The sequence below is a fragment of the Scardovia wiggsiae F0424 genome, from assembly GCF_000269605.1.
GTDB classification, from domain to species: domain Bacteria; phylum Actinomycetota; class Actinomycetes; order Actinomycetales; family Bifidobacteriaceae; genus Scardovia; species Scardovia wiggsiae.
On the sequence record NZ_AKCI01000001.1, the window covers coordinates 768,260 to 795,181 of the forward strand.

Below are 26,922 nucleotides of genomic sequence, written 5' to 3' on the forward strand. Positions count from 1 at the left end.
CGTGGAGAAGGGCGGGTATTACTTTTACGGACTTCAGCCTTAAGAGCCTTCAGTTGGCAGCCTTAAGGCAGCCAAGCGGCAACCCTCAGCCGGCATACTTCCTGCAGGCTTTGAAAGCACTGTACCCTGCATACTGTGCTGTAGAACCGAGCTCCTCTTCAATCTCGAGGAGGCGGTTGTACTTTGCGATACGCTCACCGCGGGCAGGTGCGCCGGTCTTGATCTGGCCGGTATTCTTGGCAACAGCAAGGTCAGAAATCGTTGTATCCGGGGTTTCGCCTGAACGGTGGGAAACCATGGAGGTGAAACCGTTGCGGGTGGCAAGCTCAATAGCATCCAGGGTCTCAGTCACAGTGCCGATCTGGTTGAGCTTGACAAGCAGGGAGTTGGCAGCGCCCATATCAATACCCTTCTGCAGACGCTTCGGGTTGGTAACAAGCAGGTCATCGCCAACGAACTGGAGGCGGCCGCCAAGGCGCTGGGTTATGGCAGCCCAGTCTTCCCAGCCTTCTTCCTGGAACGGATCTTCAATTGATACGATTGGATACTCGTCAACAAGCTTCTCATAGAAATCAAGCATGTATGCGGAATCACGGTCTTCACCGTCAAAATGGTACTTGCCGGTTTCCTTGTTATAGAACTCGGAGGAAGCAACATCAAGGCAGATGCCGATCTGCCTGCCCGGCTCATATCCGGCAGCTTCAATAGCGTTGATAATATACTTGAGGGAGTCCTCATTGGACTTCATCTTCGGTGCAAAGCCGCCCTCATCGCCAAGGCCTGTGGCAAGGCCATCCTTCTTCAGGACGCTTTTCAGCGTGTGATAGACTTCAACACCTGCGCGCAGGGCCTCATGATAGGAATCGAACCCGTACGGGGAGATCATATACTCCTGGATGTCGGTAGCGAAATCGGCATGGGCACCGCCATTCATAATATTCATGTTCGGTACGGGGAGGATATGCCCATTGGTGCCGCCAATGTAACGGTACAGAGGCAGGTCAGCAGACTCTGCCGACGCATACAGGGCAGCAAGGGATACGCCGAGGATAGCGTTTGCGCCAAGGCGGCCCTTATTCGGGGTACCGTCAAGCTCGATCATGGTTTCATCAAGAGCGCGCTGGTCAGTGGCGTCCATACCGATGACCTTTGGGGCGATCTCTTCATTTACAGCCTTAACAGCATCAAGCACGCCCTTGCCCTGGTAACGGGACTTATCGCCGTCGCGGCGCTCCCATGCCTCAGCTTCACCGGTAGAAGCGCCTGAAGGGACAAGGCCATGCCCCAGTGCACCGTCGTCGGTTTCCAGAAGGACTTCTACAGTAGGATTACCACGGGAATCAAGGATCTCACGTGCATAAATACTTTCAATAATTGCCACAACTACTCCTTTTGTCTGGTTGTGTGAACAATCCTAAGATTACTCGATTTTCTGGACGTTTCGTAAACGTGTTACAGGGTATTTTTTACAGCCGGGGCATGCCATGACAGGTCATCAAGCAGCTGGCCTGTCCAGCTGATGACCTCCTGGGGATCCATGGGCGCTGAATCAAAGGTGCCCTGGAAAGGTGCGGGGATGATCACAGTATGTATGGAAGGCCTGTACTGGACAGTTTTATAAATACGCTTCAGCCTGAGCAGCACGGAATCTTTCGGATCATAGCCAACAACCCTGATATTCTTCCCCTGGGCGATCATATCGGTTATCCCCATGGCCCTGGCGCGCATACGCAGCCGCGCAACATCAAACAGCAGGTCCAGCGACTGGGGAGGTGCACCGTAACGGTCAGTAAGCTCATCCCGTATATCGGCAAAATCATCCTGAGAATGCGCTGAAGCGATCTTGCGGTAGGCTTCCAGGCGCAGCTTATCTGAACCGATGTAATCTTCGGGGATGGACGCCTCGACCGGAAGGTCGATGGACGTTGATACAGCCTCTGTACGCTCAGGCTCCTTATAATCCTGCACAGCATCAGATACCATGCGGACGTAAAGGTCAAACCCGACCCCTTCGATATGCCCGGACTGCTCGCCTCCAAGCAGGTTGCCCGTCCCGCGGATCTCCAGGTCTTTCATGGCAACATCGTACCCGGCGCCCAAAGCAGTGTTCTGCGCAATAGTTGACAGGCGGTCATGTGCCATCTGTGTCATAGCTTTTGCGGGATCATAGAGGAAATAAGCGTAAGCGCGTTCCCTGCCCCTGCCTACCCGGCCGCGCAGCTGATGGAGCTGGGACAGTCCGAAGCGGTCGGCACGGTCAACGATAAGGGTATTGGCATTGGAAATATCCAGCCCTGTTTCCACGATAGTTGTACATACAAGCACATCGATATCCCGATGCCAGAAATCTCTGATAATAGTATCCAGCTGCTTCTCCCCCATCTTCCCGTGGGCAATGCCGATCCTGGCTTCAGGAACGAGCTCCCGAATATGCGAAGCGATCGCGGAAATATCCTGGACACGGTTATGCACATAGAATACCTGTCCTCCACGCAAAAGTTCACGCCGCACTGCTGCAGCCACCTGGGCATCCTCATATACACCCACATAAGTAAGGACAGGCAGGCGGTCTTCCGGAGGGGTCGCCAGCGTAGACATTTCGCGGATCCCTGTGACCGCCATCTCCAGCGTACGCGGGATAGGCGTTGCAGACAGGCTGAGGACATCCACATTGGTGCGCAGGGCTTTCAGGGTCTCTTTATGTTCTACACCGAAACGCTGTTCTTCATCAATGATCACAAGCCCCAGATCCTTGAACTTGATTTTAGGGTTGAGCAGCTTATGCGTTCCGATAACCAGGTCAACGCTGCCGTCTTCAAGGCCTTTGGCTGTTTCAGCGCTTTCTTTCGATGTCTGGAACCGGCTGAGCATTTTTACTGTTACAGGGAAGCCTTCATAACGTTCTGTAAATGTTTCATAGTGCTGCTGCGCCAGGAGGGTAGTAGGCACAAGCACTGCAACCTGTTTTGAATCCTGTATGGCTTTGAAGGCCGCCCGCACAGCGATCTCGGTTTTGCCGAAGCCGACATCACCGCAGATAAGGCGGTCCATGGGGACGGGTTTCTCCATGTCGGCCTTGACCTCGTCAATCGTTGTCAGCTGGTCGGGCGTTTCCTGGTAGGGGAATGCTTCTTCAAGCTCATGCTGCCATGGGGTATCAGGGCTGAAAGCAAAGCCTGCTGTACGCTGGCGTGCAGCATACAGTTTGACAAGATCCTGGGCTATCTCCCTGACTTTTTTGCGTGCTCTGGCTTTTGTAGCAGCCCAGTCGGACCCGCCCAGCTTATTGAGTTTCGGGATCTCCGCACCAATATATTTGCTGATAAGGTCAAGCTGGTCTGTGGGGATATAGAGCTTGTCAGGCGCCGCACCCCGCTTGCCTGGGGCATATTCGATAACAAGGTATTCCCGGAACGCCTGGGCAGGCCGGGATGGCTGGAGCGGCCGGGATAGCTGTGATAGCGGCTGGGCGGGTATCCCCCGCCCGGACAGCCCCGCCGGGCGGACAGGGCGCCGGGCCATTTCCACAAAACGGCCTATGCCGTGCTGCTCATGGACAACATAATCGCCCTTTTTCAGTTCCATAATGTCAATGGCTTTGCGGCGGCGCGCGGGCGTGCGGACCTGGGAAGCTGCGCTGGAATGTCCGGTTATATCCCGTTCCGTTAGGATGGCGGTTTTAGCCTCCTCGTCTATGAAACCGTCAGACGCCATAGAGAGTGCGAAATCCAGGCCAGTGATATCCGCTGCAGCGGCAACACGTTTAAGGCGGCTGAGCGTGCCGCGGGCGGCGGCGGTCACGGTGACGGCTATGCCGCGCTCGCGCAGTGCTGCAATACCCCCCGCTGCCCTGGCCTCATCGCCGCGGTATTCTTCCGGCGGCACTGCCGCGAGCCGGGCGTGCCCGCCAACCGAACTGTCTACACCTAAGCTCGACAAGTCCCAGCACGATTTATGGGTAAGCCGGAGGGCACTGTGCACTTCATCAAAATCCATGAAGCTGGACTTGTCGAAACTGATGGGCGCGCCCGCACCCTGGCCGCCCGCCGCCGCATGCCAGCCTGCTGCCATGAATTCATTAGCTGTTTTTGCCAGATCCTGTGCGGCACGCTTCAGCCTTTCCACATCGCTGAACATAATGACAGCGTCCCGGGGAAACAGCGAATATACCGGCATCATGTCATCGATAAGCGCCGGGATCAGCGATTCCATCCCTTCTACGGGTACTCCCCGCGCAATAGATTCCAGCATGTCATCCGCATTAGGGATCGAACCGGCCAGCGCTTCCGCCCTGCGGCGCACACTCTCCGTCAGCTGCAGTTCCCGGCAGGCAGGCGCCCATATCTGGCGTATATTTTCGCCGAATGTGCGCTGGTCTGAAGCGTGGAAAGCATGTATGCTGTCTATGTCATCGCCAAAGAAATCAATGCGCACGGGGTGCGCAGCTGTGGGAGGGAAAATATCAAGGATGCCTCCGCGCACCGCGAATTCTCCGCGGTCCATCACCAGGTCTGTGCGCGTATAGGCATTTTCCACGAGGCGGCTGGCCGCCCGGTCCAGGCCCATCTGTCCGCCTGCCGTGAAAACCAGCGGTTCCACATCCTGTATGCCCCGCACCACGGGCTGGATAAGCGAGCGCACAGGCACTGCTATTACTTTCAGCGGCCCGAACAATGATGACCCTTCTACCGGATGGGCCAGCCTGCGGAAAACTGACATGCGGCGGGCAACCGTATCCGCCCGCGGGGAAAGCCGCTCATGCGGCAGGGTCTCCCAATCCGTTATAGAGCCGATATCCCCAGGGTCACCGCTATACCATGACCGTACTGACCCAACCATGTCCTGCGCTTCGCGGTTTGAAGGCACCACAATAACAACAGGCCTCCCGGATCCGCTATCGCTGCCTGTCTCGCTGCCGCCGGCAGAATCGGCTCCAGGCGCAGGCATCCCTTCTGCTGCTGCAGCTGCAAGCGCAGGGCGTATCCCTGCAGGAGTCCCTACAAGGGAAAAACCTGATCCGTCTTCTGCCAGCTGGGCAAAAGCAGTGTCGCGGAAAAGGGCGGGGATAAGCGGCGCCAGAGTACCGTTAAGAACCGGGGCGCCGCCTGGGGCAGTACCGGCAGCATCTTTATCTTCTGCCATTGAACTGCTCCTGGGTCTTCTCAATACCCTTGAAAATTATCATTTCCGCAGCATCGGCAGCATCCGCTATAAAACTGTCAAGCTGCTGTTTCTGTGAAGCGTTAAAACCGCCCAGGACCCAGCTGATGGCATTATCATGCGCATGCGATCCGCGCCGGGAATGCCCTACCCCCATGCGCACACGGTTATAATCAGCAGTACCGAGCGACTTGTCTATCGACTTGATTCCGTTGTGCCCGCCCGGGGAGCCGCCGTTCTTGGTTTTGATACGGCCGAACTCCAGATCCATATCATCGTGGACCACCACTATCCGGTTTTCAGGGATACCGTAGTACGCACTTATCGAAGCAACCGCATTGCCGGAATCATTCATAAAAGTCAGGGGTTTTGCAAGGAAAAACTTCTGGGCCGCGCCGTCCAGCGACATCACCCCTTTGCCAAGCAGCGCAAGTCCTTTATGGTCGCTGAATGAAACGGACCACCGTTCCGCCAGAAGGTCGGCACACATAAAACCCATGTTATGCCGTGTCCCCTCATATTTTTTGCCGGGATTCCCCAAACCTGCAATAAGCCAGAAATCAGATGCCATTCTTTTACCCGCCATACCCCATATCACAATCAATACCAATAATACGCCCATACATTCTATCAATCGGACGGACTGTTGACGGCCGGAGCAACCGAAATCCTTCAACGGCACTGTACTACATAATTACATATCATACCCAGCTATTCAAGCATAGTCGCCGCGACAGCATATATTTTCAGCACAGTATGCATTCTCAGCCTATTTTCAGAAAAACGCCAAGAGAGTGTTAAGCTTGGGGGCTTTTAATAATAAACACCAGCAAAAAAGTAACCTCGCTGGCCAAGAGTTTCCTCTTGATAACTTAAACCTTTCTTCTCTCTCCTTCTCTCTAAACAGCCCGGCTAATCACCGGGCCTTTGTTTTTTCCTGGAGCTGCCTGCCCTATAATGTTTCTTACGTTCCTTATACATTGAACTTGAACTCGACCACATCACCATCCTGCATGATGTAGTCCTTGCCTTCAAGGCGCATCTTGCCTTCCTCGCGCACTTTCGGGTAGGAACCGGCGGCAACCAGGTCATCGTATGAAACTACTTCAGCCTTGATGAACCCGCGCTCAAAATCTGTATGGATAACACCGGCAGCTTTCGGCGCAGTCCATCCTTTGCGGATAGTCCATGCGCGCACCTCTTTTTCCCCTGCAGTCAGGAAGGTTTGGAGCCCAAGCGTATCAAACCCTGCACGGGCAAGCTGGTCCAGGCCGGATTCGTTCAGCCCTGCATCGGCAAGCATTTCACGCGCATCAGCTTCATCAAGTTCAGTAAGGTCGGATTCAAACTGCGCGTTGAGGAATATTGCCTGTGCAGGGGCAACCTCTGCCGTGAGCTTCTCCCTGAGTGCGCTGTCGGCAAGCTCATCATCATCCATATTGAACACATAAATAAATGGTTTTGCGGTCAGCAGCTGGAGGTCACGAATATCTTCCTTGCTGATTTTCCCTTCACGGGATGCATGGTCGATAGTCTCTCCTGCCTCAAGTATTCCCTTCGCCTCCTTAACGGCATCAACATATTCCGGTCTGACTTTTTTGCCGCGCAGGTCCTTTTCAAGCCTGGGGATGGCATTCTCAACAGTCTGCAGGTCAGCAAGGATCAGCTCGGTGTTGATCGTCCCGATATCTGACGCAGGGTCTACGGCCCCGTTAACGTGGATAACATCATCATCGGAAAAAACGCGGGTCACTTCACAGATCGCGTCAGCCTCGCGGATATTCGCCAGGAACTGGTTCCCCAGCCCTTCACCTTCGGATGCGCCTTTGACGATGCCCGCGATATCCACAAACGTCACTGTTGCAGGAACGATCTTATTGGAACCCACCAGCTTCGCGAGGACAGGCAGCCGGGTATCCGGGAGCGGGACGATGCCCGTATTAGGCTCAATGGTGGCAAAAGGGTAGTTTTCCGCAAGCACATTATTGCGCGTCAAAGCGTTAAAAAGGGTCGATTTGCCTACATTGGGCAGGCCAACGATTCCAATGGTAAGAGACATGCTTTTCAGTTTAGGGTTGAGGGATGACGAAGGCTGAGGCGCAACGATAACAAAAGCGGTCCAGCAGCTATGCCTTCACCATCGTCTGCTGACGGCCTTACTGCCGCTGCCTGTCTAAATCACCGTGATCCATTGCTTCCTGATACAGGTGCGCAAAAACATCGGCCGAAGCCCTCGCGCCGTCATGCTCGTACCGGTTGGTCACCCACGCATGCGAATTGCCTACGCGGCTCAGCGTATCAAGCTGCAGGGAACTGTCCACATACATGTCATCAAAATATACGGCGCACCGCAGCGGCACCTCGTTGGCTGCGAGCTGGGCGGCATCATAGATCGTACCCCAATGGGTGTCAGACATCATAAGGTTAACGGGATCCCGGAACGGTTTCAGCGAACTGTCCTCTTCAAACATTTCAGGGAGTGCGGCCTCCCCGATGAAAGCCAGAGGGCGCGCATCCGTGCTGAACCGGGGGTCTGAACCAATAACATGCGAAGCTGCCCATCCTGCCGGAGCACAGTCCCCATTCTGATAGATGAACTCCTGCAGAGGCCAGTACAGAGGGCTTGCATATGAGGAAGTAAGGCTCAGGACTTCCTGGAGGAACCCGTCAGACAGCTGGATATCCCCCGCATGCCCGGGACCCTCAGGCACACTTCCGTCCAGGCCGGCGAGCGCCCCGTCGATAGTCCAATGCATGCGTTCAAAACCCGGCTTCATACCGAAATCGCCGCCCAGCATCTGCAGCCGCCTCACTGTGAACGGATCACCATTAGGCAGCCGGACGTCATAGGACGAAATATAATCAGCAATTATATTTATACGTTTTATATCCTGCGGATAGCGGCTATAATATTGCTGGGTCTTTTCATACATGCGTGGCACTGTATGCTCATATACTTCTTTCGGATCACCGGGGATATGCATAACGCCGCCGGTAATAAACGATGCCTGCACAGCCTCAGGGTACAGCGACAGATAGGTGAGGGTAAGGAACCCGCCGTATGACTGGCCTAAAGTCGTCCACTGCACGCCGCCGAATTCAGACCGGCGCAGATACTCAAAATCCCTGATGACCGAATCCGCCAGGAAATGATGGAGATAGTCCGCACCGGCGCGCGGATCGCCGGCAAAACGCTGCATGGCATGGGAATCGATACGTGAAGACCTGCCTGTGCCGCGCTGGTCAGGAAGGACAACACGGTAGTGTTTAACGGCTTCAGCAAGCCACGGGACCGAATCTGCGCTGTACGGACGGGGACCTGCACCGCCCGGGCCTCCCTGCAGGAAAAGGAGAAGCGGCATGTCATCATGCGCACGCCCAGCTGCACACACTGTCCGGTAAAACAGTTTCAGCCCGCTGCCTGCACCGCCTGGGATACCGGTACTGTCCGCAGTGATGCCGTCCGCACCGCCCCAGTCTAAAGGCACATCAACAGAATGGTCTTCAACATACAGGCCCGGCACATAATAAGAATCCAAAAGCGTCATAAACCCCAGTATAAAGCACAGCAGGCTCAATACCGGCAAGAAGGGCCCTTATCAGGCGGGCCGCCCTGCGACACCCGATGTTGCACGATTTTGATAGGATATAAGCAGTGTCTGAGTGCGCATCACACCGTTGCCCGCTCATGGTACTGCGGCCCCGTAGCTCAGCTGGATAGAGCAGGAAACTTCTAATTTCAAGGTCGTCAGTTCGAATCTGATTGGGGCCACGTTTTAGTTGCACTTTCCATGGAGGATGCGATGAGACGCTGGATCAGGCAGACGCTTAAGCGGGAAACTATACTCGTTATCGCCGCTATCCTTGCGATCATATCTTGTTTTATTGTCCATCCGGACAGCCAGTATCTGGGATACATACACACACATACCATTGCCCAGCTCGTATGCCTGATGCTCGTAGTGGCGGGGCTCCAGAGGATAGGTGTTTTCCGCATCATAGGTGCAAAAATGCTGAGCCACGCCCGCACACCGCGGCTGCTGGTACTGATTTTTATCAGCCTCACCTTTTTCTCCAGCATGTTCATTACAAATGATGTAGCTCTGGTGACTTTCGTCCCCTTTGCTATTGCGGTTATGATCATGGCCGGGATGGAAGACAAGACAGTCCTTGCGGTGACCCTTATGACGCTTGGGGCGAACCTCGGAAGCATGCTTACCCCTATCGGCAACGCGCATAACCTTTATCTGAAGGCAAAAACAAATATGCCGATGGGCGATTTTATCCTCATCATGGCGCCATACTCAGGCATAGCAGCGGTCCTGCTTGTTATTGCAACATTCATCTTCTTCAGCAGCAAGCCTATACCCGGTTTTGAGGGGCTGGATGCAGACACCATTGAACGTAATATCCTTGCCCCGCATCCCGATACGGAAGCCCCTGATGAGATCCGCATCATCGGATACGGTGCTGGCTACGGAGGATGGCGGCTGGGTGTCTATATCGCCCTGTTTGTTGTGTGTACTTTGGAAGTGGCCGGCTTTATACCCATGTGGGCTATGGTAGTGATCTGCTTTGCAGCTTTCATGTTCTGCGACCGCCGTGCCTTCTTCCACGTGGACTGGGGGCTTCCCCTCACCTTCATCGCGTTCTTTATCTTCATCGGGAATATGAAGCGGGTACCGGAATTCTATACACTGGCTGCGCATCTTGTGCAGATCGATCCCCTTGATGTATCCGTAGGTGCAAGCCAGCTTATCAGCAACGTCCCTTCAACACTCCTGCTCTCCAACTTCTCTTCGGCATGGAAAGAGCTTATCGTCGGGACGAACCTCGGCGGTATGGGGACACTTATCGCTTCAATGGCATCCCTTGTTTCGTTCAAGGCAGTTACTGGGAAATATCCGGACCAGAAGGGGAAATACCTCGGCGTCTATACTGTTACCAATATCATTTTCCTTGCGATCCTGCTTACTGCTGCCCATCTGATCCTTTAGCCTTCCCCTTCCTTCTTTTCTTTTCCCTTCCCCTTTCAAAAAAAACACGCCCGTATATCCCTTCTAATATGCCTTCAGGCATTAACATGCCCCATGAAGGTGAATGTACCTGCAAACCATGCTGTAATCAGCGCAAGTACGGGTATCGCAATGCATAGCGCAATATACACGTAATCCCGTTTATGTACAGTGCTCAGCCTCCAATGGGACCTTTTGCGATATCCGCCGAATCCGCGCGCCTGCATTGCAGTTGACAGGGATGTTGACCGCCGTATGGAAAGGACCAGGAGGGCAAAACTTTGGGATATAAAATCTGCTGTTCTGGATTTCCCGCCGATCCCGCGTGACCTGCGCGATAGGGACAGGGCAGCCCAGTCGTCTGAAATAACTGAGAACAGACGCATCCCTGCCAGCCCGCCGTAGACGAAGCGGTCAGGCAAATGGAACTGTTGTGAGAAAGCGTCAGCCAGGCCGGTGGGATCAATACCCGATATCAGGGCAATTGCAGGGACGCCTATAGCAATAATGCGCAGTGCGGTTGCCAGCGCAAGCATAACCGACCCCTGTGAAACCGTTATGATCCCCCAGTGTGCATAGACCTGCCCGGACACCTGCCCATACAGGAGCACGGATACTGCCGATGCTGCAGACCCAAGAAAAATGATCCATGTCCGCCGGATTATCTCCCGTATCCCGTATTTCGCCGCGGTGAGGGATACAAAAACAAGGAAGCATGCCACTGAAGAAGAAACAATATCAAGGCTTATGACCATCAGCAGGCACAATACCAGTGCCCCCAGGAGACGGACAGCAGGATTGATGGATGCAATAATTTTTGAAGGGCTGGACCGTTTCTCCTCTTCACAGCGCTGCCGCTGAGGGGTAACGCCGATAGTCTGCGGTATCCCTGTATCTGCGCAGGCGGTATGAGGCGCATGGCCTGCATCCGGACACCCCATACCTGGCGGATCCGCCCCCGGGCTGCCTGCGCCCAGGCCAACAGGCTGCAGCCGGATCACACGCGCACCGATACGTTCAATGAACTCTTCGTCATGGGTGACAACGACAATGCACTTCCCCTGGTCCCTGAGGCCTGAGATCATATCGACCATATATTCCCACGTCTTACGGTCCTGCCCGAATGTAGGCTCATCCAGGATCAGGACTTCGGGTTCGGCTGCAAGCGCCGCCGCGACAGTAAGCCTCCGCTTCTGCCCTCCGGACAGGGTATACGGATTAGCTGCAGACAGGCCGTCCAGCCCATACCGCTCCAAAAGGCTGTGCGCTTTCGCTGCCGCGCTTCCCTGAGGCTCGCTGCCAATCGACAGCAGGACTTCTCCCAGCACTGTCCCCGCTGCAAACTGATGTTCAGGGTTCTGGAACACATACTGGATCCTTTGGGCAAGGTCAGGCGATCCCCAGCCTGCGGGATCCGAGGACCCTAAATCCCCCTGGACAAGCCTGCCTGCTGTTACCGTACCGGATACCGGTTCAAGCAGCCCCGCCAGAGTGAGGGCCAGCGTCGATTTTCCGGAGCCATTGTCACCGGTCAGCGCAGTGATCTCGCTGGACCGGAACGCGCAGCTGATATGCTCAGCAATGGGGATGCTGTTGTATCCGATCGCAAGGTCTTCGGCAGTAAGGGCGATATCGGCACACAGAGCGGGCCGGTCCGCTGAAGCATCAGGCGCAGCAGGGCTGCCCATAGCTGCGCTGCCGGCAGCGGTATGGGTACCTGTATCTTTGGTATCTTTGGCATTAAGGTACGGTTTCTTCCTGTACCGCTGCGGGATCCACACCCCCAGATCATCCAGTTCCTGAAGATGCCCGCCAAAAACATCATCCGGGGCGCCGTCCGCAGCAATAGCCGTTGAGCCGCCGTCACTGCCGAGAACAACTACCCGGGTAATAATATCCAGCCATTCATCAGCTTTATGCTCCACAAGGAGCATAGTTGGGTTTTCAGCATCTAAAACAGTACGGATAGCATGCACCAGGCTGCGTACTCCGGCAGGATCGATCATTGATGCCGGTTCATCAAGAAGCAGGGCATCGGGCCGCATGGACAGGACCCCTGCAAGCGCAAGCCTCTGAGCCTGCCCTCCGCTTAAATGCGCTGCCTGCCTGTGCCATTGCACGCTGCCGAGGCCCGTTTCCTCCATAGCCGTACGGACGCGCTGCGTTATCCTGCTGCGTTCCACACCCATGTTCTCAGGGCCGAACGCCACATTATCCGCCGCCCGCTCAAAAACCGTCTGCGCCTCCGGATCCTGCAGCACCAGGCCGCAGCGCCCTATTGATTCTGTGGGGGGCTTCCCGTCAATAAGGATGCTGCCCTCCCCTATGCCGCCATCTTCATCCGGCAGCGCATCCAGGGATGCTGCGCGCCGGCCCTGCAGCCCCTTATCATCTGCCCCGGCCCTGCACGATGTACCTAAAAACCCTGCCGTAGCCTGCAGGATAGTCGATTTCCCTATGCCGGAAGCCCCCATAAGGAGCACACGCTCCCCGGCATCTATGGTCAGGCTAAGATGGCGGACGGCCCACTGCCAGCGCAGGGCGGGCCGGTACCCCCAATCGGAGAATACTATTGAGCAAGGCTGCGCCATGGTTCCAAATCCCCGGGCTGACAGCGGCTGCTGCGGTATCTGCCGGCAGCCGCATTGCTGGCCTCCAACGCAGAAAACATATCACTCAGCTTCAGCCGCAGACATACTATCCTGCCCATCCTGTACCTTCATACGCACTGCCTGCCCTGACGGGAAACGGTCCAAAGCACCGGTTTTCGCGATCGCCAGGTAAAGGAGCCACATACATATCCCGGCGATAACTGCCCCGGAAACTATTGTGCTTACACCTTCAACAGCCTTTTTCACAGCAGATGACCCCTGCAGGTATCCCAGGACTGCATATCCTATGTAGCATGCAGCTGCGGAGAATAGCCCCGACAGCACCGCTGTGAACCAGTTCCACACCCTGTAAAGGCAAAAAAGGAAAACCAGTTCTGCACCGATCCCCTGAAGGAGCCCGCTGATAACTGTTTCAGCGCCTCCCCAGGCGTTGCCGAGAAGGGATTCAAGCAGGGCTGCCACCATCTCGGCATAAACAGCAGCTCCAGGTTTTCTTACTATGATCGCTGCGAGCGGCCCGGCGAAAAGGAACAGTCCGTTAACGAGGCCTATCAGCCCTGGGATAAATGCGAACGCAGGCTTAAGCGCCTGATAAGCCCATGCCCCTCCCCAATAGATAAAAGCGCTGACTACCCCTATAACCGAGGCGACGACGATATCTACCACACGCCACCGCAGAGGAGCCGTGCGTGGAGATGGGGAATGTACTGGTTGTACTGATGGGATATTCGAGTCCATAATGTGCCTTTCCTTAGTAAAATACTCGAAAAGCACGGGTCAAGCGACTTTCCGTATGCCGGTATTACCCGGTGGACGTTCTATCGGTATCGGCCTGGCAGCCAGACCGTTTCTCAGCCTTGCCCCCTGCCGCAGATGATCGGGATACCATGCAGGTATCCGTATGGCCTGTCTGCCGGGCAGAAGGTAAAGCACCCGTGTCAGTTCCTATAGTGGCACAGGGCAGCGATAATTGCAGCGTTTAGCGTCTATCCTTGCCGGTATGGTAAAAAACCATGGAATGGAACTTGTTCAAGAGGAAAAAAGACTCCGAAGCTGCTTTATCAGACGAAGGCAGCGGTGCCTCATCACAGGCAGCTTCATCTGATACTGCCGGTAATGCTGCCGGCAGCAGCAAAAAAGGCAGGCCTACCCCTAAACGCAGCCAGGCAGAGGCCCGAAAGCTGCGCCCTCTGGTTCCCAAAGACCGTAAGGCAAGCCGCAAGGCTGCCCGGCTCCGGTCCCGTGAACGCCAGGACAAGGAATACGAAGCAATGCGTACGGGCGACATTGCGCACATGCCTGCCGCTGAGCGTCTCCCATTCCGTATTTATATCCGAAATTACGTAGATTCCCGGTGGAATATTGCAGAATACTTCATGCCCTTCATCCTCGTTGTCCTCGTCCTGTCGCTGGTCGTGATCAGATGGTTTCCTGCCCTCGCCCTTGTGCTTATGGTCCTGATTTACGCATATTTCTTTGTTGCCGTGGCTGATCTGATTATTATGTGGCGCGGGCTGAAAAAGCAGCTTATCCTGCATTACGGTGAAGAAAGCGTTAACCGCAAAATGCGCTCCGGGATGTATGCCGCCCAGCGGGCTATGAATATACGCCGCTGGCGCCTGCCTAAACCGGCCCATCCCAAACACAGCGGTTATAAGCAGTGGCGCGAAAAAAATATTATAAAAGATAAGTAGTATTGCCGGATTATGCCTCAGACAAACGGGAATATACGTAAAGGGCAGGAGCACGGCAGCTCCGGCCGCTATGACTATGATATTGCTGTTATCGGAGCCGGCCCCGGCGGATACGCAACCGCATTGCGTGCCGCAGAGCTGGGGCTGAAAACTGCGCTTATTGAAAAAGACGCTACCCTGGGAGGCACCTGCCTGAACCGAGGGTGCATCCCTACCAAGGCGCTGCTCACCGCAGCACATGCCCGCGAAGAGATATCGAAAGCACAGTACTGGGGTATTTCCGTAGATGAGACCGCCGTATCGGCAGATACCGGGAAACTGTTTGAGCGGAAGGCAAAAATAACCGGCACGATGGTTTCGGGCCTCGCCTCCCTTATCGATTTCTGCGGGATAACAGTTATTAAAGGATACGCTTCAATCAGCAGTAAGGATGGCCCGCATACGGTCCGGGTCTCTGCTGACGGCACCGGGAAAACATCCGTCACTGCAGGGCATGTGATACTTGCTTTAGGGTCGCGCACAGTACCATTCCCAGGCGTTGGATTCTCTGATACGGTCCTTGATTCTGACCGGGCACTTGAGCTCGCAGAGATCCCGGAAACTGTGGGGATCATCGGCTCGGGAGCCATTGCACTGGAGTTCGCCAGCTTCTGGAATGCGATGGGAAGCTCAGTCACTGTTTTTATGCGTAAAGGCCGTCCCCTGTCGCACGGCGATAGCCATATGGGGGAGTCTGTTATGCGGGGCCTGAAACGTGCAGGGATAAAATTTATACCTTCATCGCACGTTACAAATATTGCAGGAACCCATGAAAGCGAACCGCAGGCTGTTATCTCCTATACCCGCGGTACCGGGGACAGCAGCGAAGTGCTCGAATTCAAGGCAGACAAGGTCCTTATCGCTATCGGGCGCAGGCCTGCGACAGAAAGCCCCTGGCTGCGCAGCCTCAATATCGCGATTGACAGCGATGGGAGCATAAAAACCGATCCGTTCGGGAAAACATCGGTCCCCAACATCTGGGCAGCCGGGGACGTGACCGCCGGCCACCAGCTTGCGCATAAAGCTTTTGCGCAGGGTATTGTTATTGCTGAAAGCATCGCCTGTGAACAGGGGATATTAAGCGCCCTCCCCCGCCCGGTCGATGAAAAAACTGTCCCGCAGGTAGTCTACTCGACAACCGAGGCAGCAAGCGTAGGGTACACTTCCGAGCAGGCACAGGGGCTTGCCGGACAGTTCACAGATGTTGAGGAAACCGTCCTCCCCCTCCTGTCCAATTCACGGGTGCTTATGGAACAGTCAGGCGGGAGCATCACTGTTGTTACTGCACGGCATCCCGGGGAGGGCGGGGATACCCGTTATGTGATCGGGGTGCATATAGCCGGAGTGCGTGCAGGCGAACTGATTGCTGAGGCCGAACAGATAATCGGGAACCATATCCCCCTGGCTGATGCTGCCCGGCTTATCCATCCCCACCCTACGCTGAGCGAATCACTCGGCGAGACATTGCTTAAAGCTGACGGCAGGCCCCTTCATGTGCGTTAAAGTGCGTTAAGTAGTATCTGTCAAGTACACTGATATCAGGTAGTTTTACAGTTGACACTATATAAGAGGTATGTATGGCCGACCTGAAATCACGCAACAGCAGGAACACAAACCCTAAACCTTCCCCCACATCTTCAGCTTCCCGCAAAAACAGCGGGAAGCCCAAGCGCCGCAATATCTTCAAGCAGATGAAGATGATCTATGATTTTACAAAAAAAGAAGACCCATCCATCACATGGTGGATGCTCGGGGGCTTCATCATCCCTGCAGCCCTTATTGTCGGGCTGGGGTTCATCCTGCGGAACGGATGGATAGGCTGGATCCTCAACATCATCACAGCACTGCTGCTGGGGTTCCTTGTAATGACAGTCATCCTGACTAACCGGAGCGAAGCCGCCGGATACAAACGCCTTGAAGGCCAGCCCGGCGCCGCAGGGGCAGTGCTGGACAGCCTGTCAAGCGGGCGCTTCACAGGACGGGTCATCCAGTTCACTAAAGAACCGGTATGGGTCGATCCCCGCACGAAGAATGCGATCTGGCGCGGGACTTCACTGTACGGTGTCTACCTCGTGGCAGAGGGCCCGCTTGATGCCACAAATGCAGCGATGGACAGGGAGACCCAGAAAATACGGCGTGTTACACAGGGGTCTGATATCCCTGTCTACAGGGTTTCTGTAGGCAACGGCGACGGGCAGGTCCCGCTGAGCAAACTGCGCAGGCATTTGCGCAAACGCCATAAAATCAAATTCACTATGGATGAGCTTGAGCATGTCAACGACCGCCTGCGCACACTGCAAAGCAAAAATGGGCTGCCCATCCCGAAGGGCGTTGACCCTGCCCGTATGAAGAAGGTAAGCCGCAGGGCAATGCGCGGCAAGTAATTTACAGGAATTTACAGGACTTATGTGTACCCCGAACTACACTGGAAAGAAAGATATCTAGCCACAGATATCACAATATCCGCAAGGATAAATACGGTACTGGAAAGGAGCGGCATATGGCCGGCATAAGTACAAAAGAAGATGTAGAAGCCCTTATCGATAAAGAAGAAGTGGAGTACGTATCTGTACGTTTCACTGATCTGATAGGTGTCCAGCAGCATTTTACAGTACCGGCAGGCGAGTTCCTCAAGGACGCCTTTACCGACGGCATGCCGTTTGACGGCTCATCAATGCAGGGGTTCCAGGCGATCAACCAGTCTGATATGAAGCTTATCCCGGATGTGGAAACTGCTTATATTGATCCGTTCCGCACCCATAAAACCCTGAACGTAGCATTTTCTATCGTTGACCCTATAACGGATGAGCCGTATTCACGCGACCCCCGCCAGGTGGCTCTGAAAGCCGAAGCTTACCTTAACTCCACCGGCATTGCAGATACAGCTGATTTTGCACCGGAAGCTGAGTTCTTTATTTTTGACAAAGTACGGTTTGAAAATTCCATGCGCCGCTCTTTCTACGAGATCGATTCTGTGGAAGCACCGTGGAATTCCGCTGAGGAGTACGAAGAAGACGGTACACCCAACGTCGGGTTCAAGAACAGGGTGAAGCGTGGATATTTCCCTGTCCCCCCAATCGACCATAGCCAGGACCTCCGCGATGATATGGTTGCCAACCTTCAGAAAGTGGGGCTGATACTTGAACGATCGCACCATGAAGTCGGCGCTGCAGGGCAGCAGGAGATCAACTACCGTTTCAATACCCTGACCCATGCAGGCGATGACCTTATGAAATATAAGTATGTTGTCCACGAAACAGCATATCTTGCCGGGAAAGCTGCGACTTTTATGCCTAAACCCCTTGCAGGCGATAACGGTACGGGTATGCACTGCCACCAGTCGCTGTGGAAGAATGGGGAACCCCTGTTTTACAGCGAAAATGGGTACGGCGGGCTGTCGGATATTGCCCGCTGGTATATTGGAGGGCTGATAAAGCACTCTTCCTCTGTACTGGCATTCACCAATCCTTCCCTGAACTCTTACAAGCGCCTGGTACCCGGGTATGAAGCGCCTGTAAACCTTGTATACTCTGCCCGTAACCGTTCGGCAGCTATCCGCATACCCTTGGCCGGCACTTCCCCGGCTGCCAAGCGTATTGAGTTCCGCGCGCCTGACCCCAGCTGCAACCCGTTCCTTGCCTTCTCAGCACAGCTGATGGCAGGGCTTGACGGCATCCTCAACCACATCGAGCCGCCGGATCCTATCGATAAGGACCTTTACGAACTGCCGCCCGAAGAGCATGCCCTGGTAAAACAGGTTCCCGCTTCCCTTGATGAGGCACTGAAATCCCTGGAAGAAGACCATGACTTCCTCAGCGAAGGCGATGTGTTCACCGATGACCTTATCCAGACGTGGATAGATCTCAAGAATGCTGAGATCGAGATGCAGAGGCTTGCCCCTACCCCATTGGAATACGAGCTGTATTTCCATATTTAATGTGATCCCTGCTCTAGCTGCTGCCGGCAGTCAGAGCAGGGATGCGAGGAACCGGAAGTATTCGTGTTCTTCCTTTTCCAGAAGCTGCAGATCATGGATCCGAATTCCGGATCGGGAACGGGAAACAGCTGCCCTAACGGCAAAGTTTTTATCTTATGATTAAACTTCCAGTGTAACGTTTTCTCCAAATACTAAAAGGAGGGCGCAGATAATGATCGCAACTGCTACCACTACTATCTCGTAGCCTGCCAGCCATTCGAAATGGGCTTTCCTACGTTTTACGCATGTCCAATAGGTCGCCAGCTGCATCCGGAAACCGATAATACCCAAAGCAGCAATCATAAGAAGTACAAAGCCATCAAACAGCACTCCGTTAGCAGCGATAGAATGGGCGAACAGTGCCTGGACAAACAAGCCAGCGGCCAGAATACCAAACAGGACAGAGCTGGAAACAAAAGCGGGTTTCCAGTAGGCGTCAGGATTTCCTTTGCTCCGGATCAAATACATATGTATCGCCAAAAGGCATACCACAGCAATGACGCATATTACCACGGTAGGCACGATATTGGCCGGTACCCTGTTATGCAGATCATCCCACGTACCATACCACGTACACCATCCTCCCCGAATACAATCCTTATCCCCCATAGCACACACATGCCCCGGAGGGCTACCCTGCCACCGAGCCAGCCTCAAAGGAGTAGGCTTTACCACATCCCACTGTTCAGCAACGGGACCCGTCAGCACACCCGGCCTAATATACGAGTCATACCACCAGTTCCACCCTAAGCCATAGCCCACAAGGACAGAAAAAGCAAATAAAACCACTGCCGAACTAAAACGCAGCACAGGATACAGTATTTTCCCCGACACAATAACAGCGGTAGGATCCTTCTTCCACGCACGGTAACTGCTGATAGATACCCATAACGACATGAGCACAATACTCATCAGACCAAAAGATATAAATATATAATCGAATGCGCCTACGATAGTGTTGTCTTGCAGGTTCCAATACCAGTTTTTTACTGACTGCGGAACCCAGGAATCAGGCAAAATATAAATAAAATTAAACAGCCATGACTGGCCGCGGCTGCGGCTGTCCATACTCTGCCGGATATACCATGCCTCCAAAAACGTAGAAACACAAAACCCCACAGCATACACAACAGTCCATACCCACACACGCCGCCACGAATACGACGACCTCCCCTCCTTGGCATCAGGCATCGTTTTAGTGGACTGGACAGGTTCCCCCTCATTATTCGTATGCTTAGCCTCAGTAAACAGCATAGCGCCGGTAGGAAGCAAAGAGAGACTAGGATAGCCGTCATCCACGCCAGAAAAAGTAATGGGGTATTCGGCATCACCGACACGCTGTGTCAGACCCTTACCGTCATTATTATCACTATTCTCAGGCTTATCATTATGCTGAAGATTATCGGAATCAGACATACTATACCTTTCCCCTTATGCCCCTTTAATACTTTCAAGAGTACCTTTTCCTTTGGAAAATAATGCGTATCATTATTTACTTACATCAATATACCCATGCTGCCCCTTTTCAGCAAGGCCCATGGAATGGTTGACAAAGGGGTACCTTCCCGGCGTCTGGAAATCGATCTCCACGAATCCGCCCTGCGCAGGCATGAGGGGAAGTACCTGAGCCCCGGTATTATGTTCCATCGCACCGGATCCTGAAGAATTATCCTTCACCGTGTATCTGCCTTCGGTCCATACGCTTGAGAACTGCGCGCCTATCACGTGGAATGGCATGGAACAGCTGATCCCGTCATTCATCACCCAGATACGTATACGTTTGCCTGTCTGCGCAGTAAGGGGATGTGCGTCATACTGGAATGCGCGGCCGTTGAATACCGCTATATCGGGTACCATCCGTGCTATTTTTTGGGTGTCGGCACCTTTCCCATTGCCGCCAAGGTACATTTCCCCGCCGACAAGGACGTACTCCTTATCCACCCGAGGAAGGCCCGCCTGCGGTTCAATGACCACTGCCCCGTACATACCGCCCGCAATATGTACAGTCATCGGGGCAGTTGAACAGTGGTACATCCATATTCCTGCACGCGATGCCCGGAATGTGTAAGCTAGGGATTTTCCCGGTTTTACGGAACGCATCGCCTTATCCGGAGCAGCATCATCGCCTGCATGGAAATCAAGGGAATGATCCATAGACCCCTTATTGACCAGGGTCACTTCAAAAACATCCCCTACCTTCCCGCGGAGCACAGGTCCGGGGATAGTGCCGTTGTAGCGCATTACTGTCTGCGTAAACCCTTCAGCAACAGTGATTTTTGCCTCAGTGACAGTCATTGTTACCCTGCGTACTACGCCCTGCATACCATTAATGCTTCCGCTGCTCTGTGTTGACTGCGAATCCGTATAATCAGGCATACGGGGATCGTACGGCGCGCTCTTTTCCGCCTGCCTGCGCAGGGCTGCGGATGAAGGTACGGGAGTGGAAGGCTGGGCGTTGCTGTCACTGCCTGAAGGCTGCTCGACATGGCTTCCCCGCTGCGAAGAAGGGCCGGCGATCTCATTGCCTTCATTATCTAAGGCAGCGATATGGAGGGACATCCCCATCTGCCTGTGCCCTGCCAGGGAACACCATCCTTCCATACTGTACGCAATTACGCCGGCATCCAGCTTTTTAACCTCCCCGGGAGATACACGTCCGGTCGTTGCACCGTTATCCACCACCAGGTCATGCGTCTGATCACCCGTATTGGAGAACTCAATAACAAGCCTGTTGCCCGCAGGCACTGCCAGCCGTGCAGGGGCAAAGGACATCCCGTCAGCCCCTACACGGAGTTTGACAGTTGTGGTTTTCCCGGTAGGTGCAACTGCTGCAGTATGCTGACCCTGTCCCTGCAGCCCCTGCAGCCCCTGCGGCAGCGAAGGGCTGCCGGAAGCCCCGCCCTGGTTAGCCACAAGCGCAGGATGCATCCCGATTATCAAACTGCATACTAAAAGTACTGCTGCCGTACACAGTACAGACCACCCGGATACTGTGAAAAAAGTACGGCGGGACCGGGCATAGTCAGATATATCTGAATGCGTCTGCGTTACACGCCTGCGGACCCTTTCACGACCGGGCTTCTGCGCCGCAGGAGGCCCTGAGCCCTCCGAGTGCTTCAGATGGCGGGAATCCTCCCTATGGGGCTGTTCCGGTCCCTCCGGATGCCCAGACGGATGCGCAGCTGAAATTTCCCGGCGCGAAGAAACTGCCCCGGCAAGACCGGCAGGACCGGCAACGACGGCGGAACTGGCAGGATGAGCTGCAGGACGCTTATTCCTCCGGCGCCTGGATGCTGCGTAAATATTCATCCCCAGGACGCATAATATAAGCGAAAAGACTGCAATAACATCAATAAAATCACCTGTCTGCCACAGGGCAGATACCCCTCGTACAGCACCGAGCAGCCTTAATACCAGCCCAAGATGCAGGAGGGTCAGCGGCAGCCACAGGACGGGGCTGTAGGGCATTGCCCGCCGAATAACAGAGGGGACGATAACGCATACATGGGCAATAACCATTGATATGGTGAACCCCAAAGTCAGTGCATGTATCCCCATATCTGCCCAGTAACCGTTATCGCCGTAAACTCCGAATATCCATAAAATACTGGCGAACAGCGCCCATGCATACCCCAGGAGCATGCAGACGCCCATAAACCCTGTGACCCCGCGCACCTTCCATGTTTTTATTGCCGTATCATTAAGCAGCATTGTTACCAGTAATGCAAGTAATGCCAGGCCGAGGACAGCATATCCTGCAGAGGGGAGCATCAGCTGCAGCGGCAGCGAAAGCACAGCTGCTGCAGAAGAAGCCGTAAGAACGGGTTCAACATACATGCCGACAAAAGAAACATGCGCAAGTTCAAGACGCTCCCCAACAATAGTCAGCACAAGAAAAACCATCCACCATGGGGCAAGTGCAGAAGCATTGATGCCGGACGCCCATAATCCTGCTGAACAGGTGCCGGCAGCCGATCCAAGTAGCTGGATGAGGACAGACACAGAGTGCTGCCTGGTCCAGATAACGGCATATACCGCGCTCAGCAGGGACATCCCGGCAGCCCAGAAGATCCCCGGGACCAGCTGCCAGAGGGACATCGGGACCACCCTCATCATGATGAGGATCATGGACAGCATCCCCAGCGCTTCGCTCAGAGGCGCGAGAAAACCCCATGCAGGCTTGCGCGGGGAACCCGCACGGAAAGCGACACCCCGTTCCAGACATATCGCGGTGCCCAGGAAACCAAACACCATCAATGCCCCGTGTGCGTCGGCGAGCGGCGGGCGTGTGACCGGCGAGGGAAGATTGGAGCGCAAAAGCGCAGCAAAGGTCCCGGCCAGGGCGGCAAGGCCAGCACATATCAGCAGGAAGAACCGGGGCCATGGGAACGCAACAGAATGCCCTGTCCGGCGGGGGCCGTTTATTGTATCAAAATCTTTCATTTTTCCTGCCCCTTATCTTTTCCGTGGCTGCCTTCTGCCGTCCGGTACCTTGCTTCCTCATCGCCGCCAACACCCATAAGCTGGTCAACAATATGTTTGAACTGCTGCGCGAGGCGGGTATCGGCCAGAGAACCATCCTCATTGAGGACGACAGGACGCCCCGCCTCCCCTGTTACACGGATACTCTGATCCAGGGGAAGCTGTGCCAGCAGAGGGACATCATACCCCACATCCCTGGTCAGCTGGCTACTGACACGCTGGCCTCCCCCCTGGCCGAAAATATGCAGCCTTTCGCCTGCATGGTCGTACCATGACATATTCTCAATGACCCCGGCAACCTTAACAGGAAGCTGGAGGCTCACCAGCCCGGCACGCACAGCAATATCGGATGCTGACGGCTGGGGCGTAGTCACAACAAGCATATGGGCATTAGGAAGAGCCTGTACCACAGTGATCGTCATATCGCCTGTCCCGGGCGGCAGATCAATAACAAGCACATCAGGCTGCCCCCACCACACATCCGACAGGAACTGTTCCAGGGATCTCTGCAGCCTCGGGCCGCGCCACAGGATCGCCCTTTCGGAGCCGGCGAACATGCCAATAGATATAAGTTTGACCCCCCATGCTTCCATGGGCATAAGCATGCCGTTAAGATTAGTGGGGCTCCCGTGGATGCCGAACAGTTTCGGCAACGAAAACCCATAAATATCAGCATCAATGGCTGCTGTGCTGTACCCCATTGCTGCGAAAGCCGCGGCAAGGTTTGCCGAAACCGCGGATTTTCCTACCCCGCCTTTCCCTGACGCCACGGCAAAAATACGTGTTTTTACACCGCTTTTATGGAAAGGGTTCTCCTTGCGTTCTTTTTTAAGCTGTGCCACCAGGCTGTTAAGCTTTTCTTCGCTCATGGTATCGACCTGTGTGCTGATACTCACGTGTGCTGCCGAATAGCTGCCCGCCACATTTTCAATACCTGATACGATAGTGCTGCTCAGCGGACAGCCCGGCACAGTAAGCTCCAGATGGACAGTAATATCATAATATGGGCGCTCCCGGGAAAGAGGCATACCCTTGCTGCTGGCACCAGGGCTGTACCGGAACAGCTCCTCGAAAGTTGGCTTGCCTTCAACGGGCCTGATATCGATCCCCACGACCATATTAAGGTCTGTGATGCTCCTTCCAAGCTCAGGGTCAACCACCGCCGAAAGCCTGTTCATAATATCCGTGCGGACAGCCCGGCGGAATTCCTTTTCGTCATCAGAAATACTTTCCGGGATGCCCGATCCCGATACAATACCGCCAGCATTGCCGACGTCCCCGGGGATGCTGCTGACAGGAGAGTCATTCATGAGGGACGTCCCCATGCATAAGGAGCTGCCTGAACTGGTCTTCATCCAATATAGGTATGCCAAGCTCTTCAGCCTTTGCTGCCTTGGAGCCTGCAGAAGAACCGACAACCACATATGAAGTTTTTTTGCTTACAGAACCGGAAGCCCTGCCTCCCCTGGCTTCGATAGCTTCTTTCGCCGATTCGCGGGAAAAATCAGCAAGGGTCCCTGTGACCACGACAGTTTTGCCTTCAAGCGTCTGCTCCAGCCCAGGGTCTTCAGCCGCCTGGCTCCCAATACCGGCGGAAGCCCATGCATGCAGTATTTTCCCTCTCCAGCTTTCCGGATCCCGTGCCTGGAGGAACCATGATGCAACAGAGGCTGCGATCTCGGCACCGACACCGTCAACGGAAACAAGGTCTTCTTCCGAAGCAGCTGCAACAGCATCCAGGGTCCTGAACCTCTTCGCAATAAGCCTTGCTGTTGGTGCGCCGACATGGCGGATAGACAGCGCTACAAGGACTCTCCACAGTTCAGCATCCTTAGCTTTATCAAATTCGCTGAGCATCTCTACTGTTGTGCGTGAGGGCTGGGCATCAGAAGCCTTACCCCCCCTGGTAGGAAGGTTATAGAATGCCGGGGACTGCGACCATAGCCCGCTCCCTCCCCTGTTTTTACGGGTCTTTGTTTTCTTCCCTGTGACAGGGTCAATGCCCTGTACCACTTCAATAACAGGGATCTCACGCCATATCCGTACATCACGCAGGTCTTCTGCCCTGAGGGAGAACAGATCAGCTTCGCTTGTCACTGCGGGTGACTGCACTTCAGGGAGCTGCAGCGCAGGGTCGGGCTCGTACAATGGCGGCTCCTGGCCGGGGGCTACCGTTATCTCCCTGGTATCAGGCAGGTATTCCGATACCGAGTCGGGCCGGTTATTCTCAGGGTTAGTGAGGGCAAGCGCGCTCTGCTCCCCCAGATGCTCAATATCAAAAGCCTGGCGTGATGCCAAGTGCAGTATCCGGTTGGACAGCTGTGCCGGGCAGGATTCCACATTGGGGCAGCGGATATCTTTATCGCCTTCCTTCTCAGGGGCGAGTTCAGTACCGCAGCTCGGGCAGTATCGTGGCATAACAAACCTGCGCAGCTGCCCCTCGCGGCCTTTGCGCGCGGCAAGTACAGGCCCTACAAGCTCAGGTATCACATCCCCTGCTTTGCGTACAACTACAGTATCGCCGATCAGGACACCTTTATGGTCAACTTCATAAGCATTATGCAGGGTCGTCCGCGAAACAGTAGAGCCCGCTACACGCACCGGTTTCAGATGCGCTACAGGGGTAGCACGCCCCGTACGCCCCACCTGCACTGAAATATCAAGCAGTTCAGTATTGACTTCTTCGGGAGGGTATTTATATGCAATAGCCCATCGCGGTGCCCGCGCAGTGGAACCCAGCCGGCGCTGCAGCGCCAGGTCATCAACCTTTACCACGATCCCGTCAAGGGCATGTTCAATATCATAGCGGTGTTCATCGTAATAGGAGACCATTTCAAGGATCTGGTCAAAATTTACGGCTTCGCGGGTATGGCCCGATACCGGGATACCCCATATCTTATAAAGGCTGTATGCCTGCGACTGCGTGCCGGCCTGCGGATGCCCTGCATCCCCGTCCCCCCATTCAAGGGTCCCCATGCCATGCGCATAAAAACTGAGCCTGCGCAACGCAGTGATCCGGGGATCCTTCTGGCGCAAAGACCCCGCAGCGGCATTACGGGGATTGGCGAAAACAGCACGCCCCTCAGCCTGGGCCTGGCTGTTCAGGCTTGCAAAATCATCGAATTTCATGAACACTTCACCCCGGATCTCCACCATTTCAGGGACCTGTGCAGCTGTGCCCGACAGCTGCCCGGGGATCGACGATATAGTACGCACATTCATGGTGATATCTTCGCCGATAACACCGTCGCCGCGGGTCAGCCCCTGGTACAGTATCCCGTGCCTGTAAATGAGGTTCAGCGCAAGGCCGTCGATCTTGACCTCGCATGTCATAGGAAGCGGTTTCCCCTGCGGCCATTCCAGATCCCTGCGGACACCCTCATACCATTGTTTCAGCTCGCTGAGCGAAAACACATCATCCAGGCTCATCATCCTTGACGGATGCCTTACCGATGCGAAATCGTTGGAAAAAGTCCCGCCAACCCTGTGTGTAGGCGACTGGGGGGTATCCAGCTGCGGGAACTGCGCTTCAAGCTTCTGAAGCATGAGCATGCGTGCATCATACGCGGCATCTGAAGAAACCGGGGAATCATTAATGTAGTATGCGATCTGGTCGCTTTCTACCCATGAAGATACTTTTGCCCACAGCCGGGAAGCCTGCCTGATATCCAGCCGGGGAACATCGATCCCTGCCAGTTTCTGCGCATCCGCATCCGTACGCTGCAGGGATTCGATATAGGTATCCGTATTTTCCGGGGCTCCGGGGCTTCCGTATGCCAGACCGGTATGTGCAGCGCCGGCCGGCCCGGGATCCGCGGTACCTTCAGAAACGAGTTCAAAAGACAGTTGTCCCCCTTCATCCGCATGCATCCTGGCTGCACCGGACGACCCGTATCGCACATTCATAGCTCTATCCTATTCCCGTTAAAGTCCGATTTTCAAGA

General features: G+C 54.7%; 16 protein-coding genes and 1 tRNA gene. 6 read left to right on the forward strand and 11 right to left on the reverse strand.

The window, feature by feature from the left end; genetic code table 11:
- Window positions 1–85 precede the first annotated feature (85 nt).
- From eno to HMPREF9156_RS0103480, 5 genes are all read right to left on the reverse strand, one after another.
- Entirely contained in the window at window positions 86–1,381 is a 1,296-nt protein-coding gene (gene eno / locus HMPREF9156_RS0103460; protein WP_007147408.1) for a phosphopyruvate hydratase, read from the reverse strand.
- A gap of 71 nt (window positions 1,382–1,452) precedes the next feature.
- Window positions 1,453–5,142, reverse strand: a complete 3,690-nt coding sequence (mfd, locus tag HMPREF9156_RS0103465) for a transcription-repair coupling factor (RefSeq protein WP_007147409.1) — start codon at window positions 5,140–5,142, stop codon at window positions 1,453–1,455.
- The gene (gene pth, locus HMPREF9156_RS0103470) at window positions 5,129–5,731 is read right to left on the reverse strand and encodes an aminoacyl-tRNA hydrolase (protein ID WP_007147410.1); all 603 of its coding nucleotides are present in this window, start codon (window positions 5,729–5,731) and stop codon (window positions 5,129–5,131) included. Before pth ends, mfd begins: the two co-directional genes overlap by 14 nt.
- A gap of 402 nt (window positions 5,732–6,133) precedes the next feature.
- Complete coding sequence (gene ychF / locus HMPREF9156_RS0103475; RefSeq protein WP_007147411.1) at window positions 6,134–7,219, reverse strand: redox-regulated ATPase YchF; 1,086 nt, start codon at window positions 7,217–7,219, stop codon at window positions 6,134–6,136.
- 97 nt (window positions 7,220–7,316) lie between these two features.
- Window positions 7,317–8,708, reverse strand: a complete 1,392-nt coding sequence (locus tag HMPREF9156_RS0103480) for an alpha/beta fold hydrolase (protein ID WP_007147412.1) — start codon at window positions 8,706–8,708, stop codon at window positions 7,317–7,319.
- A 150-nt stretch (window positions 8,709–8,858) separates the two neighbouring features.
- Between HMPREF9156_RS0103480 and HMPREF9156_RS0103485 the strand changes: the two genes are divergently transcribed.
- Both HMPREF9156_RS0103485 and HMPREF9156_RS0103490 read left to right on the forward strand, forming a co-directional pair.
- A tRNA-Arg gene (locus HMPREF9156_RS0103485) sits at window positions 8,859–8,932 on the forward strand.
- A 31-nt stretch (window positions 8,933–8,963) separates the two neighbouring features.
- The gene (locus HMPREF9156_RS0103490; RefSeq protein ID WP_007147413.1) at window positions 8,964–10,157 is read left to right on the forward strand and encodes an SLC13 family permease; all 1,194 of its coding nucleotides are present in this window, start codon (window positions 8,964–8,966) and stop codon (window positions 10,155–10,157) included.
- A 74-nt stretch (window positions 10,158–10,231) separates the two neighbouring features.
- On the opposite strand, the gene HMPREF9156_RS0103500 is transcribed toward HMPREF9156_RS0103490, so the two are convergent.
- Both HMPREF9156_RS0103500 and HMPREF9156_RS0103505 read right to left on the reverse strand, forming a co-directional pair.
- Window positions 10,232–12,766 carry an ATP-binding cassette domain-containing protein gene (locus tag HMPREF9156_RS0103500; protein WP_007147414.1) on the reverse strand — a complete coding sequence of 845 codons (2,535 nt, stop codon included), beginning with the start codon at window positions 12,764–12,766 and terminating at the stop codon, window positions 10,232–10,234.
- 81 nt (window positions 12,767–12,847) lie between these two features.
- The gene (locus tag HMPREF9156_RS0103505; protein ID WP_007147415.1) at window positions 12,848–13,525 is read right to left on the reverse strand and encodes an ECF transporter S component; all 678 of its coding nucleotides are present in this window, start codon (window positions 13,523–13,525) and stop codon (window positions 12,848–12,850) included.
- 275 nt (window positions 13,526–13,800) lie between these two features.
- Here HMPREF9156_RS0103505 and HMPREF9156_RS0103510 point away from each other — a divergent pair, with 275 nt between their 5' ends.
- The 4 genes from HMPREF9156_RS0103510 to glnA all read left to right on the forward strand — a co-directional run bounded on the left by HMPREF9156_RS0103510 (window position 13,801) and on the right by glnA (window position 18,457).
- The gene (locus tag HMPREF9156_RS0103510; protein WP_007147416.1) at window positions 13,801–14,481 is read left to right on the forward strand and encodes a DUF3043 domain-containing protein; all 681 of its coding nucleotides are present in this window, start codon (window positions 13,801–13,803) and stop codon (window positions 14,479–14,481) included.
- Window positions 14,482–14,493: 12 nt separating this feature from the next.
- Window positions 14,494–16,023 carry a dihydrolipoyl dehydrogenase family protein gene (locus HMPREF9156_RS0103515; RefSeq protein ID WP_007147417.1) on the forward strand — a complete coding sequence of 510 codons (1,530 nt, stop codon included), beginning with the start codon at window positions 14,494–14,496 and terminating at the stop codon, window positions 16,021–16,023.
- A gap of 74 nt (window positions 16,024–16,097) precedes the next feature.
- Complete coding sequence (locus HMPREF9156_RS0103520) at window positions 16,098–16,904, forward strand: DUF4191 domain-containing protein (protein ID WP_007147418.1); 807 nt, start codon at window positions 16,098–16,100, stop codon at window positions 16,902–16,904.
- Between the two features lie 116 nt (window positions 16,905–17,020).
- Entirely contained in the window at window positions 17,021–18,457 is a 1,437-nt protein-coding gene (glnA, locus tag HMPREF9156_RS0103525; RefSeq protein WP_007147419.1) for a type I glutamate--ammonia ligase, read from the forward strand.
- A 159-nt stretch (window positions 18,458–18,616) separates the two neighbouring features.
- Here the strand turns inward: glnA and HMPREF9156_RS0103535 are convergent, their stop codons facing one another.
- From HMPREF9156_RS0103535 to ligA, 4 genes are all read right to left on the reverse strand, one after another.
- Window positions 18,617–19,912 carry a hypothetical protein gene (locus HMPREF9156_RS0103535; protein ID WP_007147420.1) on the reverse strand — a complete coding sequence of 432 codons (1,296 nt, stop codon included), beginning with the start codon at window positions 19,910–19,912 and terminating at the stop codon, window positions 18,617–18,619.
- Window positions 19,913–19,984: 72 nt separating this feature from the next.
- Complete coding sequence (locus HMPREF9156_RS0103540) at window positions 19,985–22,939, reverse strand: multicopper oxidase domain-containing protein (RefSeq protein ID WP_007147421.1); 2,955 nt, start codon at window positions 22,937–22,939, stop codon at window positions 19,985–19,987.
- The gene (locus HMPREF9156_RS0103545) at window positions 22,936–24,156 is read right to left on the reverse strand and encodes a P-loop NTPase (RefSeq protein WP_100214500.1); all 1,221 of its coding nucleotides are present in this window, start codon (window positions 24,154–24,156) and stop codon (window positions 22,936–22,938) included. Before HMPREF9156_RS0103545 ends, HMPREF9156_RS0103540 begins: the two co-directional genes overlap by 4 nt.
- Window positions 24,157–24,280: 124 nt before the next feature.
- Window positions 24,281–26,884 (reverse strand): NAD-dependent DNA ligase LigA, encoded by a 2,604-nt coding sequence (gene ligA / locus HMPREF9156_RS0103550; RefSeq protein WP_007147423.1) that lies wholly within the window; start codon window positions 26,882–26,884, stop codon window positions 24,281–24,283.
- Window positions 26,885–26,922 lie beyond the last annotated feature (38 nt).

Bases quoted from the DNA above. Each gene is read 5' to 3' on its own strand.
- pth (WP_007147410.1), bottom strand. From the start codon at position 5,731: ATGGCATCTGATTTCTGGCTTATTGCAGGTTTGGGGAATCCCGGCAAA.
- HMPREF9156_RS0103520 (WP_007147418.1), top strand. From the start codon at position 16,098: ATGGCCGACCTGAAATCACGCAACAGCAGGAACACAAACCCTAAACCT.
- HMPREF9156_RS0103515 (WP_007147417.1), top strand. From the start codon at position 14,494: ATGCCTCAGACAAACGGGAATATACGTAAAGGGCAGGAGCACGGCAGC.
- HMPREF9156_RS0103490 (WP_007147413.1), top strand. From the start codon at position 8,964: ATGAGACGCTGGATCAGGCAGACGCTTAAGCGGGAAACTATACTCGTT.
- HMPREF9156_RS0103540 (WP_007147421.1), bottom strand. From the start codon at position 22,939: ATGAAAGATTTTGATACAATAAACGGCCCCCGCCGGACAGGGCATTCT.
- HMPREF9156_RS0103535 (WP_007147420.1), bottom strand. From the start codon at position 19,912: ATGTCTGATTCCGATAATCTTCAGCATAATGATAAGCCTGAGAATAGT.
- ligA (WP_007147423.1), bottom strand. From the start codon at position 26,884: ATGAATGTGCGATACGGGTCGTCCGGTGCAGCCAGGATGCATGCGGAT.
- ychF (WP_007147411.1), bottom strand. From the start codon at position 7,219: ATGTCTCTTACCATTGGAATCGTTGGCCTGCCCAATGTAGGCAAATCG.
- HMPREF9156_RS0103500 (WP_007147414.1), bottom strand. From the start codon at position 12,766: ATGGCGCAGCCTTGCTCAATAGTATTCTCCGATTGGGGGTACCGGCCC.
- mfd (WP_007147409.1), bottom strand. From the start codon at position 5,142: ATGGCAGAAGATAAAGATGCTGCCGGTACTGCCCCAGGCGGCGCCCCG.
- HMPREF9156_RS0103480 (WP_007147412.1), bottom strand. From the start codon at position 8,708: ATGACGCTTTTGGATTCTTATTATGTGCCGGGCCTGTATGTTGAAGAC.
- HMPREF9156_RS0103505 (WP_007147415.1), bottom strand. From the start codon at position 13,525: ATGGACTCGAATATCCCATCAGTACAACCAGTACATTCCCCATCTCCA.
- HMPREF9156_RS0103545 (WP_100214500.1), bottom strand. From the start codon at position 24,156: ATGAACAGGCTTTCGGCGGTGGTTGACCCTGAGCTTGGAAGGAGCATC.
- glnA (WP_007147419.1), top strand. From the start codon at position 17,021: ATGGCCGGCATAAGTACAAAAGAAGATGTAGAAGCCCTTATCGATAAA.
- HMPREF9156_RS0103510 (WP_007147416.1), top strand. From the start codon at position 13,801: ATGGAATGGAACTTGTTCAAGAGGAAAAAAGACTCCGAAGCTGCTTTA.